The following is a 15883-nucleotide window of genomic DNA, read 5'->3' on the forward strand; positions in this document are numbered from 1 at the left end:
TCGGATCTCGTCCGGTTACCGCTAACACCAAAGGGAGAACGTAAATGCGAGGGAATGGTCGGGCAGGGCTGCAGAAAGCTCTGGTATTGATGTTTAGTTGCGCAGCTTTGACGGCGGCCGTCGGAGACGAATTGCCCGGTGCTGGGATTACCGTCCAGCCCGCCGATCAGAACTACGTCAATGAGTGGTTTCAAGGAGATCTGGTCAGCATGGGGCTCAAGGATCTCGGATATGATGTACAGGAGTCCGCTTCAATGCAGATGCAGGCGGCCTATATTGCGGTCGCCAACGGCGATGCGACCTTCTACGCCGCGTACTGGGAGCCTCTCCATAAGACATTCTTTGAACAGGCCGGCGGCGAAACGAAGCTGCAGCCGTTGGGCACGCTGGTGACGAACTCGATTCAGGGCTACCTGATCGACAAGAAGACGGCCGATACCTATAAGATCAAAACAATCAACCAGCTCAAAGATCCGGCGATCGCCAAACTGTTCGACATCGACGGCGATGGCAAAGCTGATCTTTACGGCTGCGATCCTGGCTGGGGCTGTGAACGGGTCATTGAATACCAGCTTGATGCCTACGGCCTGCGAGACACGGTCCATCACTTGCAGGGTAGCTACGAAACGATCATTGCTGATGCCATTGAGCGGATCAAGGCAGGTAAACCCACGCTCTACTATTCTTGGACGCCGATGTGGATGAGTGCCATCTTGCGCCCCGGCCATGAGGTGGAATGGCTGACGGTCGCATCCACGGCCTTGCCGAAGGATCAGGAAGGTGCAGTCACTGATGTGCCGGGTATCGGCAATACCGGATTTCCGGTGAACACTCAGCATGTGATTGCTAATACGAAATTCCTTGAGAAGAACCCGGTTGCGCGCAAGTGGTTTGAGCTTTTGACAATCCCGATCCAAGACGTCAATGCCGAAAACATGCTCGTGCACGAAGGAAAGAACTCACCGGCGGACGTGCTTCGCGACGCTGAAGAATGGAGGGAGAAACACAAGACACAATGGGACGCCTGGATCGCAGAGGCAAAGGCTGCTGCAAAATAAGAAACGGTCGGTCTCTAGAGAACGACCGCAAATGGCAAAAGTTCTGCCGTTTGAATTTTGACAGGTTCTGCCGATGGAACTTCGGGAGGCACTGGTCGCTTACGCGAAAGGCATTTCAAAGCTGCGGAACGCTTTAGGAGAGCAGTGCGTCCGAGTCGCTGGCAAACTCTTGAGCGGGGATTAGACGACTACTCTGGCCCTGACGTGGCATTGCTTGGACGAACGGCAATGCCAACTCCAGTCCCGCAGATACGTGCATAGAGGAGAACCGCTATCTCGGGCTCCCCTTGTGACGAAGCTGTTCCCGAGATGGTGGTCGGCGCAACCGATCCGCTCACTGCCGGCGCAGCACAAACGGAAGGAACACAAAGGTGGACTGGATCAAAGAGATCGTCGCTGAAACGGGCCTGGCGGACACGCATGAGCATCTCGTAGAGGAATCTCGGCGCACCAACGAGTCAAGCGGTTGGCTCTTTCCGTGCGATGATTGGGCGCTTCTATTCAGGGAGTATATCCAAGATGATCTGCACTGCGCTGGAATGAGCACTGTGGATGAGCAGCGCTTCTACGATCCTGGGACGCCCTCAATCGACAAGTTCAGGCTCGTGCATCCGTTCTGGGAGCGCATCAAGCATACTGGCTACGCCCAGGCATTCACTCATACGCTGCGCAATCTTTATGGAATCGATTCGTTCTCGCTGCGGCGCATTGAAGAGCTCGCAAGCAGGTACTGCGAGCTCAAGAAGCCGGGCTACTATGAGCACGTGCTGAAAAATGTCAGCAGGTTGACCGAGTGCCATGTGAATTCGCTTGAGCGGATATTCATGGAAAGCGAGCAGCCGATGCTGCTGAGGCAGGATATCAGCATCCTCGAACTCAGCCGGTGTAGCGCAGCCGACATCGTGAAGGTTGAAGGCGAGACTGGCCTGCACATAAGGAGTTTCGAAGGGTGGCTGGCCGCGATCGACCACTACTTTGAGCGGTACGGGAAGCAGGCGGTAGCAGTCAAATACCAGGGCGCCTATTCGCGGCGATTGAATTTCGAACATGTGTCGGAACGCTCTGCCGCGGAATTTTTCAAAAGCCATCATGCCGAGCGGCCATTTATCGGCCCACATGGCGAGAAAGTCCTGCAAGACTACCTGTTCCACTACTGCGTGAAAAAGGCAGGAGAGTACGGCCTGCCTGTGAAGCTGCACACCGGTTACTTTGCCACTAGGGATTCCATGCCTCTAGCACGGGTAAAGAACAATGCAGCGGACCTATGCAGCCTGCTACAGGATTATCCTGGTGTTCGCTTCATCCTAATGCACATCGGTTACCCCTATCAGGACGAAATCATTGCTCTCTGCAAACAATATAGTAACGCGTATGTCGACTTGTGCTGGGCGTGGATTGTCAATCCTGTAGCCTGTGTGCGCTTCCTTACTGAATTTCTCGTTGCGGTGCCGTCCAACAAGGTGCTGACCTTTGGCGGCGACTACATCATGGTCGAGAATGTGGTAGGCCACAGCGTTATTGCGCGCAAAGGCATTTCTGAGACGCTCTCGAGCCTTTTTCTTAAGAACTGGGTCGGTCGTTCTGAGGTTCCTGAACTGGCAGCGAGGCTGATGAATGGAAACGCTCGGGATGTGTTTAGCAGAGTTGCAAACTCTGAACCGTGAGAAATCCTGTGCCTCGAGCCATGATGAGTAAACTCGATCCGTGTCGGGGCTCTCTTTCAGCCGGCATGCCTGATCCTTTACCCAACTTCTCGCCGACTCCGGCCTATCGGTTCTAGTCCCAGCAGCTGCGGCAGGTAGCTGCCATTAACAGAATCTCGGACGATCAAGATGGCATGGTCGCCGGCGGTTGAGCTATGGCGGAAACTGGGTGATGACGGTTTGAGGAGAGCGGCGTATCGAGGCGGGTGATGAAGCCTGCCAGAACCTCTCAAGGAGAGCGATACGCCATGAACGAGACTATCAACATTGTTCGCCTTCGTCAGCACGACGAAATCGATGATCCCCTGACGGATGTGCTTCGCAGGGGCGCGCGCACATTGCTTGCGCAGGCGATCGAGATCGAGGCCGAGGCGTTTCTTTGCCGAGATGAAGGATCTCAAGCTTGCCGATGGTCGTGACCGGATTGTCCGGCATGGTCACACCCCGGATCGTAAGCGGTGCGCCAAGGCACCTCCCAAAATCGTCTTGTGATGCGTCTATGGTAGGTCAGCCGTTGGCCGCCGCGCCGGCGTCGATCACTGATCGTAGTGGGTGACGTAGTGGAGTTCGCGGAGGGCGGGGATGACGAGGGCGATGTCTTTGTAGGCCTCGTGCTCGATGAAGTGCGCGGTCTCGGGCCCCGGTCGGGGCTTGCCGAGAACGGGCCTGCCCTTTTTGTCGACGCAGTAGATCAGGATCGGCAGCAGCAGGCCGTGGTTGGGGTTGTCGAGGTCGAGCAGCCGTTTCCAGCGTTTGATGTTGAGATTCATGGCCGCGTAGAACCCCTGGCACCACGGCCGGGGGTCGATGCCGCCGCTGGGCTTGGTGGCGAATCGGGGCGCATAATCCTGCGGTCTGTCGAACAGCGTCGCGTTGATCCGGTTGTGGATCCTGGCGAGGCTGGCAAACACGGCGTGATCGGTTGCAGAGCCTTTGGCCAAGACGTCGCGCGGCAACCCCATGAGCGGGCACATCCAGTCTTGCGGGTCCGCGAACCGCGGCCCGGTGACCGCCGCCGTTACGAAGCCATCCAGCGCCGACATGGTCCGCACCAACGGGCGGCGGGCGGTCTTGGCGGCCATCCAGGCTTCGAGCGCCTCGTCCGACAGCGCCATGTCATCGATCGCGCTCATGCCGCCAAGGAGAGCGGCATCTCTTCGCGGCGCCCCCAATTCCACGGCATCAGCTCGTCCCAGCGCGAGGCTGGCCAGTCGTTCTGGATGCGCTCGGCGACATCGGCCATGTAGGCTTCGGCATCAACGCCGCACAGCTTGCAGGTCTCGATGATGCTGAGCACGACCGCGGACCGCTCTGCCGCAGCGAGGCTGCCCGAGAAAAGCCAATTGCGCCTGCCCACCGTAAATCCACGAATCGCGCGCTCCGCGATCAGGTTGTCGGGCTCGAGCTGGCCATCGTGGAGGAAGCGGTTGAACGCGCGCCATCGCCTGGCGCCATAGGCGAAGGCCTTCGCGATATCGGCATGGCGCGACAAACCGTTGCCCTGGCGCATGAGCTGTCGTCGCAGCGCCCGGACCAGTGGTCGGGTCCGCCTTCGTCGTGCGGCCAATCGCTCGGCGGGTGGGAGCCCCCGTATCTCTTCCTCGATCCGGTAGATCGCCTGGATACCGGCCATCGCGGTCGTGCTGAGTTCGGTCGGCTGGCTGTCGTGAACGTCGAATATCTTGCGACGCAGATGGGCCAGGCAGGCAGCTTCTCGAATGGCGCCGCCCTTGTAGATCTGGTTATAGCCGCTGAAACCGTCGGCCTGGAGCGTGCCGGCAAATCCGGCGAGCTCGGTCATGACGCTCTCGCCAGCGCGTCCCATGGTGGCGCGATACCAGGCGATCGGCGGCTCCTGCGAACCCGAGTTGCGGTCGTCGGCGACGTAAACCCAGAGCGCGCCTTTGTGCGTCTTGCCGGTGCCGGGCGCCAGGATCGGAAGCCGCGTGTCGTCGGTGTGTATCTTGGTGCGGGTACGGCCGATCTCGCGGATGCGATTGTAGATCGGATCGAGCAAGGCGGCGGCGTAGCCGGCGCTGCGCGCAAGGGTGGATCGCTCGATATCGACGCCCTTGGCGGCCATCATCTGTGCCTGACGGTAGAAGGGTAGATGATAACCCCACTTCGCCATCATGATATGGGCGAGCGCGGCATAGCTGAGCTTGCCGCGTGCAATGGCCTTGGCTGGTGCCGGCGCCTGGATGATTTTATCGCAGGTCCGGCAGCTGTACTTGGGTCGAATGGTCTCCATCACCTGCCAGGCCTGGGCGACCAGATCGAGCATCTCCTCGCTATCTTCGCCCATGGCGCGCAGATCGCCGCCGCAGCCCGGACAGCATGCGCAAGAGGGTTCGCGAACGATGCGCTTGCGCGGCAGGTTGGGGTTGAGCTTGCGCACCGGCAACACCCGGACCTTGTCGGTGTCGGCGACGATGGGCAGCTCGATATCGGGCACGCCGGCGGCGAAATCTGTCTCGAGATCTTCGAGTTCGAGCAGCATCTGGCCCAGCTTCTCGGACGAGCGGCCGAAGGCCTTGCGGTTGAAGCGATCGATCTGCAGCTGCAGGCGCTGGATGCGAAGTGCGGCCTCGGCGCGCTCCCTTCGCAGTTGCTCATCGCGTTCGGCGATGGTGATGAAACGGCCGCCTCCAGAAGGGCGATCCGGGCGATGAAATCAGCGATTGAGGGGGTCTGTTCCGACACCCAAATTACATACCCGAAAGAGCTTCTTTACGGAAGCAGAATCGACACAGAATCAATAAGAAACGAGCAAAATCAGCCAGCCAGACGCGGTCGATAAATCTTGCTTGGCCGGCGCCAATCGATCCCGTCCAAAAGCAGCGAAAGCTGCGCCTTGGTGAGCGACACGGTGACCTGATCCTTCGTGGTTGGCCAGGCGAAACAACCCTCGGAAAGCCGTTTTGTAAAAAGGCAGAACCCCTGGTCGTCATGCGCCAGAATCTTGATGATATGACCCTTGCGTCCACGGAAGCAGAAGATCGCGCCAGTGTGCGGATTGAGCGCAAGCACCTGCTGCACCATCAGCGCCAGGCTGTTGATCCCGCGGCGCATATCGGTCGCGCCGCAGCACAAGTAAATCCGGTCGGTCGGCACCACCGTGATCACTTGGTCAACTCCGCCAGGACGATGCGCAGTGCTGTCGGATCGACGATCCCGTCGATCCGCAATCGCGCGCCGCTCGGAAAGGCCACGACGATCCTGCCGGCCGGGTCCGGGCAATCGGCGACGGGGCGTTCAACCTCGGGCAGATCGCTCACGTCGATGCGCGCGAAGGTCGCCATCGCCTGATCGGCATCAGGCTCGCCGCCGGCCATCTGCTTGCGCCAGGCATAGAGCTGTGATGGGGCTACGCCGAACGCTTGCGCGACCTCGGTCACCGACGACCCCGCCGCGCTCGCCAGGTCGACCAACGCGCGCTTCTCGGCGCAACTCCACAGCCTTCGTTGCCGCGAGCGCCCAACCACTGTTGCACGGTCTTCGGCCGCCGCCGCACCGCTTAACTCGGCGACCAAATCGCCCTCTGCATGTTCCAATGTCATGGCGCGAAAACTCCATGTTCATCGGCCTATTGCAAGGTGCCTTGGCGCACCGCTTACTGTCTATGTGTGGGCGGACGGGTCTATCCGCAGGCCCGGATGGAAGACCAAGGCGAATGCATGCTGGTTCTGATCGGCGCCACACCCGAGGGCAGAAGGAACTTGTCGGCTTCCAGACCGGTATTCGGTGTGCAAAGATGGCGCGAGCTGCTGGTCGACGTCAAGCGTCGTGGCCTTAAGATCGCGCTCGATCTTGCCGTGGGCGACGGCGCGCTTGGCTTCTGGAAGGCGCTCGATGAGCTCCTTCCCGGCACCAAACACCAGCGATGCTGGCTGCACAAGACAGCCAACGTTCTCAACAAGGTGCCGAAATCGGTGCAGGCGGGCATGAAGGCAGACCTGCGCGAAATCTATCTCGCTCCCAACCGGGCCTCCGCCGAGACGGCAATTGCCGTCTTCGTCGAAAAATATGACGCGAAATATGCCAAGGCGGTCGACTGCCTGACGAAAGATCAGAATGCGTTGCTGGCGTTCTACGATTTCCCCGCTGAACACTGGGATCAGCTGCGAACGTCCCAATCCCATCGAAAGCGTCTTTGCGACCGTTCGCCACCGCACGGTGCGTACCAAGGGCTCGCTGTCCTCGAAAACCGCCAGGCTGATGGTCTTCAAGCTGGTCATGGCCGCAGCCAGGACGTGGCGACGATTGAAAGGACAAAATCAGTTGCCGAAACTCATCGCAGGTGCCAAGTTCCTAGACGGAATCGAGGTCATCGAAACGAAGCCGCAGAGCGCCGCTTGATCAGCCTCGTCACCCAAATTCCAGCATAGCTCCCGGCGGTTGCTGTTGACCCAGACAGACGGTGGAAAGAAGCGACCAACGGTCAGCCAACACATCAGCCCCTGATACCGAGCAGCAAATCCTTGCGGGAAATCGTTCCCACGGGCGTTTTGTCATCGAGCACGGTGATTTCGCCGTCGTGCTCGGTCGCCATTCCTATGAGGGAGCCGATAGTTGCGTCGGCGCTAACGATAGCACGACTGTGGACCGCCATCGAGCCGCCGATCGGTTTCATGATTTTGCGAGCTGTCACGAGGTCTAGCCTCGATATTCCCTTTACAAAGTCAGCCACGTAACCATCAGTCGGTTCAGTTACGATTTCTTCCGGTGTGCCGACCTGGACGAATCTACCGTCTTTCATAATCGCGATACGGTCGCCCAGTCGGATCGCCTCGTCTAAGTCGTGCGTGATGAAAATGGTTGTCTTTTTGACGAGTCTCGAGAGTTCTAGGAATTGCGCCTGCAGCTGGCGCCGGATAAGCGGATCTAGCGCTGAAAACGGCTCGTCCATGAGCAGGATCTCAGGGTCGGCTGCCATTGCCCGCGCCAATCCCACGCGCTGCTTCATGCCCCCGGAAAGCTCTTCCGGATACCGAAGTGCCCACTCCTCAAGGCCGACGAGCTTGAGCTTCTCCCGGGCTTTGGCAGTCCGCTCTGAGCGCTTCGTACCCCGCAGCTCCAGGCTCAGCGCGACGTTGTCCTCCACGCTTCTGTGGGGAAGCAAAGCCATGTTCTGGAACACCATGCCTACGCTCAGAGAGCGAAGCTCCCGGAGGTCCCTCGTGTTCAAGGCATTGATGTTGCGGCCTGCAACGATAATTTCCCCGGCTGTCGGCTCGACCAGCCGGTTGATGTGCCGTACCAGCGTCGACTTGCCGGAGCCCGAAAGTCCCATGATGCAAAAGATTTTGCCTTCATCCACAGAAAACGAGACGTCGGCGACCGCAGTTACGCAACCGAACTTCCTCAGTATGTCGGACTTTGAAAGGCCTTCGTCGCGGATCGCCCGAAATGCGTCGAGAGCGCCGTTCCCGAAAATCTTCCATACGCCAGAACACTGGATTGCAGTCTTACTCATCGATCACCAACGTTGTCTGCTGCCACAGTCCATTTTTGCTCACCGAAGCCAGCGATGTAACAATTGCGTCGCTGCTCGGTCGCAGCGATCCACTTATCCAAAGTCTTGTCTGCTGCGATTGTCACGCGTTTCTGGATTTGCTCCTTGGAGTTCACTTTGTTTCAAGTTGCGCCCTTGCCACCGGAACCCAGATGATGGGGCGTTTCGCTGGCTACCGAGGCCTGAACTGAGGACGCTTTGAATTGCGCGAAGAGGCGGTTCACCGCCGCGACCGGGCCGTGTTCCCAGACCTCACCAGGCCGCCGGCGTCGCCGCGCCAGCGCCTGTGTAAGTCTGTCGAGAACGATTGCAAGGGCAACGATGCCAAGGCCACCTGTAGTCGCGAGTCCCACGTCTAGGCGGCCAATGCCTCGCAACACCATTTGGCCGAGCCCCCCCACCGCAATCATCGAGGAGATGACGACCATTGACAGAGACATCATGAGGGTCTGATTGACACCTGCCATAATGGTCGGGAGGGCAAGCGGCAGCTGTGCCTTTAGAAGCAATTGGCGTTCGTTGGCCCCGAACGCCCGCATGGCCTCAATCACTTCTTCTGGCACCTGTACGATACCAAGATAAGTAAGCCGGATCACGGGGGAGACCGCGAAAATCACGGTCACGATGACGCCCGGCACATTTCCGATTCCAAAAAGCATAACGATGGGTACGAGGTACACAAAAGCTGGAATGGTCTGCATGCCGTCGAGGAGCGGGCGCAGCACGGCATATAGCCATTCTGAGCGCGTCGCAAGGATACCGAAGGGGATGCCTATGGCCACAGCAAAAATCAGGGCCGTAAGCACGATCGACAGCGTGATCATGGTTTCTGTCCACACGCCGATGAAGCCAATAAAAAAAAGGATCGCTCCCACAACGACGGCCAGCCGCCAACTGGCAAGCTGCCAGGCAACAAGGACAATAATGATTATTACCAGGAGAGGTGGCGCCGAAGTCATAAACGAGGCCAGCGATTGGAGAACCGTGTCGAAGGGTGCTTTAACAACCTGGAAAATCGGCCGGTAATTGTCGACCAGCCACCGCAGACCATCGCTGACGAATTGTGCGAGCGGCAGGGTGCCGCACGCGAACGGATTTAACACGCCACATCCGCTCATCGTTGTTTCCCATTGGTTTTATGAGCCGGTCTTAACGGCAGGGTTACCACGACTAACAAGTCTAGTGTCGCGCAAAAAAATTGCCTGCCAGGTGACTTTATTTCGGCTGTTCCGGCCCCGTAGCTTGGATATAACACTGACCTGTAGCCCTATTTGGAGCGAGGCCAGATGTCGTTCAAAGGCGTTATCCCGCCCGTCACCACGCCCTTTCATGCGGACGGATCAATTGACCGCGACGGCTTCTGCGTAATGGTCGAGCATCTGGTTTCGTCGGGCGTGCACGGCATCATCGTCGGCGGCACGACCGGTGAATACTACGCCCAATCGCGCGATGAACGCATCGGCCTGCTAAAGCTTGCCAGGAGCTTGGTGAAGGGGAAAGTGCCTCTGATCGCCGGCGTTGGCGCGATCCGCACAGAGGATTGCATCGAATATGCGCTTGTCGCCAAGGACCTGAATTACGACGGTATACTGATCGGCTCGCCGTATTATGCCGTCCCGACACAGCTCGAACTGGCCAATCATGCTCTGGCGATCGACAAGGCAGCCAATCTACCGGTAATGCTATACAACTACCCCGGACGTACCGGTACAATGATGGACCTCGAGTTCTTGGACCGGGTAGGCCGCAGCGCCAATTTTTGCGCCATCAAGGAGTCCAGTGGCAGCATGAACCAGCTGCACGCGCTGGCACGTGACTATCCGCATATTGACCTGTTTTGCGGCATGGACGATCAGGCGCTGGAATTCTTCGCCTGGGGCGCCAAGGGATGGATCTGCGGCGCTGGCAATTGCCTGCCCAGAGAGCATCTTGCCCTCTACAACGCTTGCGTCGTCGAGAAGGATTTCAGCAAAGGCCGGCAGATCATGTCGGCGCTGCTGCCCTTGATGCGAGTTCTCGAACAGGGCGGCAAGTTCGTGCAGAGCATCAAGTTCGGCTGCGAGCTGGTCGGGCTGCCGGCCGGACCCGTGCGCCGCCCGATGCGGGCGCTCGACGATGAGCAGAAGCGGGAACTCGAGATGACGATCCGCACGCTCAAAGCAGCCATCGCGTCAATCACTGCAAAATCCCAAAAGAGGGCCTCCGAGAATGTCATCGCTATTAACGCGTGATGAGTACCAGAACCTGGCCGACAGCCTGCCGCTGCCAACCAACGCGGTTATCGACGGCAAGGCGCGGGCGGCACAATCTGGGGAAACTTTCGAGACCATCAATCCCGCGACGGGCCAGGTCATCTCAAGCATCGCCTCCTGCGGCCAGGCCGACGTCGACCTCGCTGTCGAGAAGGCACGACTGGCGTTTGAATCGGGCGCCTGGTCGCGTGCCCATCCGAGCGAACGCAAGCGGGTGCTGCGGCGCCTGGTCAGGCTGATGGAGCGCGATGCCCATGAGCTTGCGGTGCTTGAGACGCTCGAAAGCGGCAAGCCGATCTACGACGTCGAAACCATAGACATCCCCGAGGCACTGCACTGCCTGGAATGGCACGCGGAGGCCACTGACAAGCTTTACGGCCAGACGTCGCCCTCAGGCGATGACGTCGTGTCGATGATAGTGCGCCAGCCACTTGGCGTGGTCGCCTGCGTTCTACCCTGGAATTTCCCGATCTTGATGCTGGCCTGGAAGATTGGGCCGGCTCTCGCGACCGGCAACTCCGTCATCGTCAAGCCGGCCGAGCAGACCAACATGTCGACATTGCGGATTGCCGAGCTGGCACACGAGGCCGGGTTGCCGCCGGGCGTCCTGCAGATCGTAACCGGCCTGGGCGAAATCACCGGTAAGGCGCTTGGCATGCATCCGGATATCGACATGGTTGCGTTCACCGGTTCCACCGATGTCGGGCGGAAATTCCTGGAATATTCCGCTAGGTCAAACCTCAAACGCATTGTGCTCGAATGCGGCGGCAAGAACCCCTGCATCGTGCTTGATGACGCGGAAAACCTTGATGTTGTCGCACAACATGTGACTCAGGCGGTGTTCTGGAACATGGGCGAAAACTGCTCGTCCAATTCGCGGCTGATCGTGCATGAGAAGATCAAAGACCGTTTGGTGGAAATAGTCCTTCACAAGCTCAAGGAATGGCCTTTGGGCGAACCACTGGATCCGGGCAATCGGCTCGGCGCCATCGTCTCAAAGGAGCAGTTCGACCGCATCATGGGCTACATCAAGAAGGGCCGCGCGGAAGGAGCCAGGATCGTGACGGGCGGTAGCGCCTACAAGCACGGCAAGGGCTACTTCATCGAGCCCACTGTGTTCGATGATGTCACGCCTGGCATGACGATCGCCCGGGAGGAAATCTTCGGCCCGGTTCTATCGGTGATCAAGGTGGCCAACGCTGACGAGGCGGTCCGCGTCGCTAACGATACGCAATACGGGCTTACAGCCTCGATCTTCACCGCCAACCTCGGCAAGGCACATCGCATCGCGCGAGATATCCGCGCCGGTACGGTGACCATCAATTGCTACGGCGAAGGAGACATCTCGACCCCATTCGGAGGCTTCAAGCTTTCTGGCTTTGGCGGCCGCGATAAGTCACTTCAAGCCCACGACCAATACACCGAACTCAAGACCATCTGGGCGGACATTTCCGACCAGAAAGTCTCGCGTTCCGTAGACTAGTCTGGTCAACGATGGGTGATCATGTGGCCGTCCGCGCGCCCGCGGACACGTCCCTGTCGGGCTGGTACGGTATTCTGCCGCCTCCCAAGGCACCTGAGGTGCTGCGCGGCCGTCAAAAAGCAGACTGGCTCATTGTAGGAGCTGGATTTGCTGGATTGGCGGCCGCGCGGCGCCTCACACAACTGGTGCCGAACGAGCGTATCGTTGTTGTCGATGCCCAGCGCGTCGCGTGGAGTGCTGCCGGACGCAACACAGGCTTTATGATCGACCTGCCACACGAGCTTGGCGGCGAGAATTATGGCGGAAACCAGGACCACGACCGCAAGCGCATTCGCATGAACCGCGCCGCGATCGAGTTCTCGGCGGCGGCGGCGGATGAATTCGGACTACAGAGTTTCTTCCTTCGGGCCGGCAAGTTCCATGGGGCTGCAACGGATCACGGCCTTGCCGTGCTGCGCGAATTTGAAAACCATCTGACGGGCCTCGGCGAGCCATTCGAGCGACTCGACGGGCCGCAGTTGAAGAAAATCACGGGAACCGACTTCTTCATCGGTGGCACTTTCACGCCGGGAACGGTGATGGCTCAGCCAGCCGGGTTCATTCGTGGACTCGCCGAAGGCTTATCGAACCGCGTTCGGTTGTTCGAGAACTCGCCGGTTACATCCGTGCAGACCGGCAAATTGCACACCGTCAGGACGGTAGGGGGCGAGATCACCGCGCCGCGCTTGATCTTGACGGTAAACGGCCACCTCGAAAGCTTCGGCTTCTTCAGGAAACGCTTGCTGCATGTCTTTACTTACGCCAGCATGACCAGGCCGCTTTCGAAGAGTGAGCAGGCCACTCTGGGCGGTGAGCCAAATTGGGGATTGATCCCGGCCGATCCGATGGGATCGACCATTCGCCGCATCGGCGACCGCATCGTCGTCCGCAACACCTTCACCTACAACCCGGACATGTCTACGAACGAGAAGCAGATCAACCGGATCGGCGCGGCCCATGATCGATCGTTCCGCGCGCGCTTTCCAATGCTGGGCAAAATGGAGATGGAGTTTCGATGGGGAGGCCACTTGTGTCTCTCCCTCAATTCCGCGCCGGCGTTTGGGGAAGTTGAGGAGAGGGTGTTCGTCGCCGGATGCTGCAATGGTCTGGGAACGGTGCAGGGCACCCTCTTCGGGATGCTGTCTGCCGATCTTGCTGCGGGCAGCAACGAGCCCATGGTAGCAGACGCCCTGAATGAGCCAGCCCCAGTTCGGCTGTATCCAGAACCGCTGATGTCGATTGGCGCCCCACTGAAGCTTTGGGCGATGCAGAGGCGCGCTGGGAGAGAACTCTAGTTCCCTCGTTCTTGCGCCGCTATCTCCCGGATCCAGCTGCGCAGGCTTTCTGCGGCAGGGGAAAGCACGCGATTCTCATTCCAGGTGAGATAGTAGCCGCCTGGTGCTGGGAGCTCGAGATCCGTCACTCTGACTAGTTTCCCTTCATCAATCTGTGCCTTCACAAGGCGGTGCCAGCCAACGGCAACGCCCTGGTCGGCCTGAGCGGCCTGAAGCGCCACAAAGAATTTGCCGAAACGCCGACCGCGAGTCGACCCGTGCGGCACCCCCGCGCGTCGTAAGACCTCGTCCCAGCCAGTCCAGTCCGGATCCACCCAGTCAACATGCAGCAAGGGGAGGTCCGCTAAAGAGTCCGTCGTTGCGTCACGATGCGTGCTTGCAAACCTGGGCCCACATACCGGATAGATGGTTTCGTCGAAAAGGAGCTCGGCATGTTCATTCGACCACGATCCGAACCCGTAGCGGATGCGCAGTTCGACTTCGGCACGGCGATAGTCTCGAGGGTTGTCCGAAATTAGGTGGTCAACAGCAATGTCCTGATATTGCGTCCAGAAATCCGGCATTCGTGGTATCAACCACATCGAGGCGAAGGCATCAGAGCACGCGAGAGTGACGTACTTCGAGCGGTCGCCGCGCTTCACATTTCGGACGATGTCCGCCGCTCGCGAAAAGCCGCTGGCCAACACGCTGTAGAGCTCTTCGCCAGCACTTGTCAGAGCCACCCCGGTTGCAAGCCGGGTAAATAGTGGCACACCTAGCTCGTCCTCGATCGCTTTGATCTGCCGGCTGACGGCGCCAGGCGTAACGTTCAGTTCCGCAGCCGCCAGTTTGAATGACAGGTGCCGCGCAGACGCCTCAAAAACCGCCAATGCAGTCAGGGAGGGCAAGTCGTAATATCGGCGAACCATCTCAATCTCCTACCATTTTGATGATCACGCGGCACGACCGACAAGGCAAGGGGCGCAAAATCCCTTAACTCGGTTTGTAGAGGGAGGTGATTAACTGCATTGCAGGTAGTCGCGACGATGGATGCTCGAAACCCATTCGCGGCCGATATCATAAGGATTGCATGTCATGTCCATTACGACGTGCGACGGCTTACAATCAAGCTCCGATGTTTCCTGGTGAAGGGCTTCGGGTACCTCAGGCGACCGGCTTAAAACTCAATACCTAGATGAGACTTTTTCAGAGCGAACCTCACTGGTCTTCGGCCGCCGTTCAGGCAACATGGTCGTACCTTTGTCTCAGCAAAAAAGGGTGTGGGCGATGACCGATATCAAGAAGACAACTACTGTGATAGCGGCCGATATTGGGCAATCATCTCCGGACAGTTCATTGCGGACGCGGTCCGAGTAGTTGTCACGGGACACCGGCCAGGCTTGTCTTGACCGATCCGGTGCGGTGATTGAAGTGAACGCGAAGCCGGTTTATTGAGAACGCCCCCAGTGACAGGTTTGCAGGGAAGATTGCCATCATAACCGGCGGTGGACGGGGCATTGGCGCTGGGATCGCGCAACGCTTCGTGGAGGAAGGGGCAAATGTCGCAATTGTCAGAGGACATCACCGTCTGACGGGATCCTCGGCGATCGCACCATCTACGTGAAGGCAGACCTGTTAAGTTCTGAGCAGATTAAAGCGGCCGTCGAGACGTTTGTCGAACGGCTCGGGGGCCTTGACATCGTGGTTAACAACGCCGGGATCATGTTCGAGAAAACGATCGAGGAGATGACCGAAGCGGACTGGGACCAGATGATGGACATCAATCTAAAGGCTCCGTTCTTACTGATAAAGGCGGCAATGCCGCACCTTCGGATGCGCGGCAGTGCAAGCATCGTCAATATAGGCTCGATCGAAGGGCTGGCGTCCAATCCGGGGCACACTGCTATTCCGCCTCGAAAGCAGGCATCCATGGCTTCGCAGCAGCGGTCGCAGTCGACCATGGGCACGAAGGCGTCCGGTGCAATGCCATTGCGCCGGGCTGGATCAATTCTGACCTCAGCGAAATATACATCAACAGCATGGTCGACAGCTCTCGTGTTCGTAGCGAGTTGCTCGCCATGCATCCGGTGGGGCGCTTGGGCGAACCGAAAGATGTCGGGAATCTGGCTGTCTGGCTTGCCTCGGAGGAAAGTGCCTTTGTGACCGGTCAGGTCTATGTCGTCGACGGGGGGCGCACCAGAAAAGTGCCTCTTCCTCTTTCGTAAAAGAGCGGGCCCCGGCCGATCGCGGCCTCCGGTCAGTCTGTACGTTCGGTTCTCGCCGATCTGCCTCGTGACGATTGATGGGTTGCGCGCACCATCGGGGCGAGACCGGGCTGCAAACTCGCCGACCTGCAGGCGACGAGTAACTGATCTGATTACCGCGACCGGTGTTCACTGTGCTATCGCTGGGGCCGGCCGGTGCGCTCAAGTACAACTGAGCTGCGATCGTACCCAAGATATGATTGCGACGGCGCTTTACTCAACGCACGAGTGAGACTTTTGCAGTAGGTCAAATGCCCTGGCTCCGGCGATAGTTACTCGCGGTCCGATTTCGGCA

The 15883-nt window shown here is 58.8% G+C and carries 13 protein-coding genes and 3 pseudogenes; 9 read left to right on the forward strand and 7 right to left on the reverse strand.

Annotated elements, in window-relative coordinates; translation table 11 throughout:
• Positions 1-44 precede the first annotated feature (44 nt).
• The 3 genes and pseudogenes from proX to ACFOJ9_RS02455 form a co-directional block, all read left to right on the forward strand.
• Positions 45-1058 carry a glycine betaine/L-proline ABC transporter substrate-binding protein ProX gene (proX, locus tag ACFOJ9_RS02445; protein WP_378976816.1) on the forward strand — a complete coding sequence of 338 codons (1014 nt, stop codon included), beginning with the start codon at positions 45-47 and terminating at the stop codon, positions 1056-1058.
• Between the two features lie 371 nt (positions 1059-1429).
• On the forward strand, positions 1430-2722 hold the full coding sequence (locus ACFOJ9_RS02450; protein ID WP_378976818.1) for an amidohydrolase family protein: 1293 nt from the start codon (positions 1430-1432) through the stop codon (positions 2720-2722).
• Between the two features lie 287 nt (positions 2723-3009).
• Positions 3010-3214, forward strand: a pseudogene (locus ACFOJ9_RS02455) (IS256 family transposase); the annotation flags it as partial.
• An 83-nt stretch (positions 3215-3297) separates the two neighbouring features.
• On the opposite strand, the gene ACFOJ9_RS02460 reads toward ACFOJ9_RS02455, so the two are convergent.
• The 4 genes from ACFOJ9_RS02460 to tnpA all read right to left on the reverse strand — a co-directional run bounded on the left by ACFOJ9_RS02460 (position 3298) and on the right by tnpA (position 6321).
• Positions 3298-3894 (reverse strand): UPF0149 family protein, encoded by a 597-nt coding sequence (locus ACFOJ9_RS02460; RefSeq protein WP_378976738.1) that lies wholly within the window; start codon positions 3892-3894, stop codon positions 3298-3300.
• Positions 3891-5396 carry an IS66 family transposase gene (tnpC, locus tag ACFOJ9_RS02465; protein ID WP_378987533.1) on the reverse strand — a complete coding sequence of 502 codons (1506 nt, stop codon included), beginning with the start codon at positions 5394-5396 and terminating at the stop codon, positions 3891-3893. Before tnpC ends, ACFOJ9_RS02460 begins: the two co-directional genes overlap by 4 nt.
• Positions 5397-5536: 140 nt before the next feature.
• Positions 5537-5887 carry an IS66 family insertion sequence element accessory protein TnpB gene (gene tnpB, locus ACFOJ9_RS02470; protein ID WP_378976736.1) on the reverse strand — a complete coding sequence of 117 codons (351 nt, stop codon included), beginning with the start codon at positions 5885-5887 and terminating at the stop codon, positions 5537-5539.
• The gene (gene tnpA / locus ACFOJ9_RS02475) at positions 5884-6321 is read right to left on the reverse strand and encodes an IS66-like element accessory protein TnpA (protein ID WP_378976734.1); all 438 of its coding nucleotides are present in this window, start codon (positions 6319-6321) and stop codon (positions 5884-5886) included. The genes tnpB and tnpA overlap by 4 nt, the downstream gene beginning before the upstream one ends.
• Positions 6322-6355: 34 nt before the next feature.
• On the opposite strand from tnpA, the pseudogene ACFOJ9_RS02480 reads away from it, so the two are divergent.
• A pseudogene (locus tag ACFOJ9_RS02480) lies at positions 6356-7120 on the forward strand (IS256 family transposase); the annotation flags it as partial.
• Between the two features lie 94 nt (positions 7121-7214).
• Here the strand turns inward: ACFOJ9_RS02480 and ACFOJ9_RS02485 are convergent.
• Both ACFOJ9_RS02485 and ACFOJ9_RS02490 read right to left on the reverse strand, forming a co-directional pair.
• The gene (locus ACFOJ9_RS02485) at positions 7215-8237 is read right to left on the reverse strand and encodes a quaternary amine ABC transporter ATP-binding protein (RefSeq protein WP_378976820.1); all 1023 of its coding nucleotides are present in this window, start codon (positions 8235-8237) and stop codon (positions 7215-7217) included.
• A 161-nt stretch (positions 8238-8398) separates the two neighbouring features.
• Positions 8399-9394, reverse strand: a complete 996-nt coding sequence (locus tag ACFOJ9_RS02490; protein ID WP_378976822.1) for an ABC transporter permease — start codon at positions 9392-9394, stop codon at positions 8399-8401.
• Positions 9395-9562: 168 nt separating this feature from the next.
• Here ACFOJ9_RS02490 and ACFOJ9_RS02495 point away from each other — a divergent pair, with 168 nt between their 5' ends.
• From ACFOJ9_RS02495 to ACFOJ9_RS02505, 3 genes are read left to right on the forward strand one after another with little or no spacing between them, the layout of a single operon-like run.
• Positions 9563-10507 carry a dihydrodipicolinate synthase family protein gene (locus tag ACFOJ9_RS02495; RefSeq protein ID WP_378976824.1) on the forward strand — a complete coding sequence of 315 codons (945 nt, stop codon included), beginning with the start codon at positions 9563-9565 and terminating at the stop codon, positions 10505-10507.
• A complete protein-coding gene (locus ACFOJ9_RS02500) occupies positions 10485-12011 on the forward strand; it encodes an aldehyde dehydrogenase (protein WP_378976826.1) in 1527 nt (508 codons plus the stop codon). Before ACFOJ9_RS02495 ends, ACFOJ9_RS02500 begins: the two co-directional genes overlap by 23 nt.
• A 23-nt stretch (positions 12012-12034) precedes the next feature.
• The gene (locus ACFOJ9_RS02505; RefSeq protein WP_378976828.1) at positions 12035-13345 is read left to right on the forward strand and encodes an NAD(P)/FAD-dependent oxidoreductase; all 1311 of its coding nucleotides are present in this window, start codon (positions 12035-12037) and stop codon (positions 13343-13345) included.
• On the opposite strand, the gene ACFOJ9_RS02510 is transcribed toward ACFOJ9_RS02505, so the two are convergent.
• Complete coding sequence (locus ACFOJ9_RS02510) at positions 13342-14253, reverse strand: LysR substrate-binding domain-containing protein (RefSeq protein WP_378976830.1); 912 nt, start codon at positions 14251-14253, stop codon at positions 13342-13344. The genes ACFOJ9_RS02505 and ACFOJ9_RS02510 overlap by 4 nt on opposite strands.
• A gap of 599 nt (positions 14254-14852) precedes the next feature.
• Between ACFOJ9_RS02510 and ACFOJ9_RS02515 the strand changes: the two genes are divergently transcribed.
• Positions 14853-14948: a hypothetical protein gene (locus tag ACFOJ9_RS02515; RefSeq protein WP_378987536.1), complete on the forward strand. Its 96-nt coding sequence runs from the start codon at positions 14853-14855 to the stop codon at positions 14946-14948.
• Positions 14945-15549 (forward strand): annotated as a pseudogene (locus ACFOJ9_RS02520) (SDR family NAD(P)-dependent oxidoreductase). The gene ACFOJ9_RS02515 and the pseudogene ACFOJ9_RS02520 overlap by 4 nt, the downstream one beginning before the upstream one ends.
• The last annotated feature ends 334 nt before the right edge of the window (positions 15550-15883 follow it).

The sequence above is a fragment of the Mesorhizobium cantuariense genome, from assembly GCF_042647205.1.
GTDB classification, from domain to species: Bacteria; Pseudomonadota; Alphaproteobacteria; order Rhizobiales; family Rhizobiaceae; genus Mesorhizobium; species Mesorhizobium cantuariense.